This window comes from Parapedobacter flavus, assembly GCF_035818675.1.
Lineage (GTDB): Bacteria > Bacteroidota > Bacteroidia > Sphingobacteriales > Sphingobacteriaceae > Parapedobacter > Parapedobacter flavus.
The window spans coordinates 1-2,976 of record NZ_JAYKZZ010000048.1; the positions used below are offsets into that span (position 1 = coordinate 1).

At 55.2% G+C, this 2,976-nt stretch carries 2 protein-coding genes; both read left to right on the top strand.

Going from position 1 to position 2,976, the window contains the following annotated elements:
* The first annotated feature begins 163 nt into the window (after positions 1-163).
* Positions 164-2,257, top strand: a complete 2,094-nt coding sequence (locus U9S71_RS20745) for a DUF7507 domain-containing protein (protein ID WP_326329771.1) — start codon at positions 164-166, stop codon at positions 2,255-2,257.
* Between the two features lie 17 nt (positions 2,258-2,274).
* Positions 2,275-2,976 (top strand): PorP/SprF family type IX secretion system membrane protein (locus tag U9S71_RS20750; RefSeq protein WP_326329772.1); only part of this gene is annotated, 702 nt, incomplete at its 3' end.

Genomic DNA, 2,976 nt, shown 5'->3' on the forward strand with positions numbered 1-2,976 from the left:
CGTGCTGAACGTGGCCAGCGCCACCGGCGAGAATCCCGGCGATCCTGAAGATGAGGATGAATTGGAAGTGCCGAGCGACAAACAACCCGGCATCGAGGTCAGCAAGACCGCCGATAAATCCACGGTAAGCACGGCCGGTGAAATCATCACCTAGACAATTACTGTGACCAATACGGGCCACGTGACGTTGGAGAACTACACGGTCACCGACGTATTGGTCCCCGAGTGGAATGCATGCTTCGACGAACTTGCTCCGGCAGCTACCCGTAGTTTCGTACTGGAGTTCACGGTTACAAAAGTTTTCATCGACAAGGGTGGCGTGCTGAACGTGGCCAGCGCCACGGGCGAGAACCCCGGCGATCCTGAAGATGAGGACGAAGTGGAAGTACCGAGCGACAAACAACCCGGCATCGAGGTAACGAAGGTTGCCGACAAGACAACTGTAAGCACTGCCGGTGAAATCATCACCTATACAATTACTGTGACCAATACGGGCAACGTGACGTTGGAGAACTACACGGTCACCGACGTATTGTTCCCCGAGTGGAATGCAAGCATCGACGAGCTTGCGCCGACAGCGACCCGCAGCTTCGAACTGGAGTACACGGTTACACAAGCCGACATCGACAAGGGTGGCGTGCTGAACGTGGCCAGCGCCACCGGCGAGAATCCCGGCGATCCGGAAGATGAAGACGAAGTGGAAGTACCGAGCGACAAACAACCCGGCATCGAGGTAACGAAGGTTGCCGATAAGGCGACGGTCAGCGAAGTAGGTGAAGCCATCACCTACACGATTACAGTGACCAATACGGGCAACGTGACCCTGGAAAACTACACGGTCACCGACGTGTTGTTCCCCGAGTGGAGCGCCAGCATCGACAAGCTTGCGCCGAAATCGACCCGCAGCTTCGAACTGGAGTACACGGTTACACAAGCCGACATCGACAAGGGTGGCGTGCTGAACGTGGCCAGCGCCACAGGTGAGAACCCCGGCGATCCGGAAGACGAGGATGAAGTGGAAGTACCCGTAGGCAAGAATGGAAGCATAAGCATCACCAAACTTGCCGATCGCGAGTCATTCAGCAATGTTGGTGATGTAATTACCTATACAATCACGGTAACCAATACCGGAAATGTAACCCTTTCCAATGCAGTGGTTACCGACGTGCTATTTCCCGAATGGAGCGCCAGCATCGAAACATTGGCACCAAAAGCTACCCAGTCGTTCGAGCTGAAGTACACGATTACGGCAGCTGATGTGGATGAAACCAGCGTACGCAACGTCGCAAAAGTAGTTGCGGAAGATCCCGACGGCGGAACCCCTGGTGATGAGACCGAAATTGAATTGCCCGGCGTATTCGGTCCGGTCGCCAACGATGACGACGCGAGCACCAATCAAGGTAGCCCGGTTACCATCAACTTGATCGGCAACGACGAGGCCGGAAGTACGCCGATTGTGGCCGGCACGGTGCGGCTCATTGACCCCGGCACCGGCGATGCCGTAACCACCGTAACCATCGAAGGAGAGGGTACTTATACGGTAGGTGCCGATGGCACGGTGACCTTTGTACCCGATGCGGAATACGTGGGCATTAGCACCGTTACCTACACGGTAAAGGATGAGAACGGATTGGAATCGAATGTCGCTACCATTACGGTGACCGTTGAAGGCGTCGCCGCCGAAATAGCTCCGACTGCGAATGACGATCAGGCGACTGCGCCATACGGCCAATCGGTTGCGATTACTGTACTGGCAAACGATCAGCCCGGTAGCAGCCCAATCGTGCCGTCAACGGTCCGGCTGATCGATGCATCTGGAAATCCAGCTACCACGGTTACCATCCCTGGTGAAGGCAGGTACAGTGTCGATGCACAAGGCGTGGTGACGTTTGAACCAGCCGATGGATTTACCGGTACCAGTACCGTCCGTTATGAAGTAATAGATGAGAACGGATTGGTATCGAATATCGCAACGATCAGCGTGACCGTCGAGGCCCGTCCGTTCAAGATACCAAATGTATTCACGCCTAATGGCGACGGCAAGAACGATGTATTCGAAATTGTAGGCATCGAAAATTTCGACCGCGTTGAGATCACCGTAGTCAACCGTTGGGGTAACGAGGTGTATCGCAACAACAAATACCAGAATAACTGGGACGGGCAAGGGTTAAATGAAGGCACCTATTATTACGTGATTATCACCCATGATAGTAATCGCCAAGAACGGTACGCAGGTTGGGTACTGATAAAAAAATAATAAAGTAAAGCATAGCTATGAAGCGCATTATAACATTAGTGATATTCACGATCTGCTTGATGGTGTCCGATGAAATCAGGGCCCAGCAGAACGTCCAGTTCACACAGTACATTTTCAACTCGATGAGTGTGAACCCGGCATATACGGGTTACAAGGAGGAGTGGTTTGGCCAGCTGGGGCTGCGCAGCCAGTGGGTGGGTCTCGATGGGGCACCCCAGACCGGCCTGTTGTCCATAGACGGTATCGTGGACCCGATCAACAAGCGCCACGGGCTGGGGATGCAGATCATTGCCGACAAGCTCGGCCCGCAGGCAGCCACCTCGGCCTATGCCAATTACGCGTTCCGCCTGCGGCTGAACGACGAAGACACGCAACGGCTGAGCTTCGGCGTTGGGGCCGGGGTAACGCAGTACAGCCTCGATGGGGGCGTGCTCGACCCGATCGACGGGGGCGACCAGGTGCTCCCCGCCGGTAAAATCAGCAACTGGGTGCCGGATGTGCGCTTCGGGGTGTACTATTACAACCCGAAGTGGTATGCGGGCGTGTCGGTGATGGATCTGCTGTCGGGCGACCAGAGCAATAATATCTTCCGTTGGGACAACACCACGACGGACAACATCCGGCGCAAGCGGCACATGTACTTCATCGGCGGGGCATTGTTTAACCTGAGCCGTGGGCTGGACTTCCGTCCGAGCCTGTTGGTGAAGGAGGACTTCAAG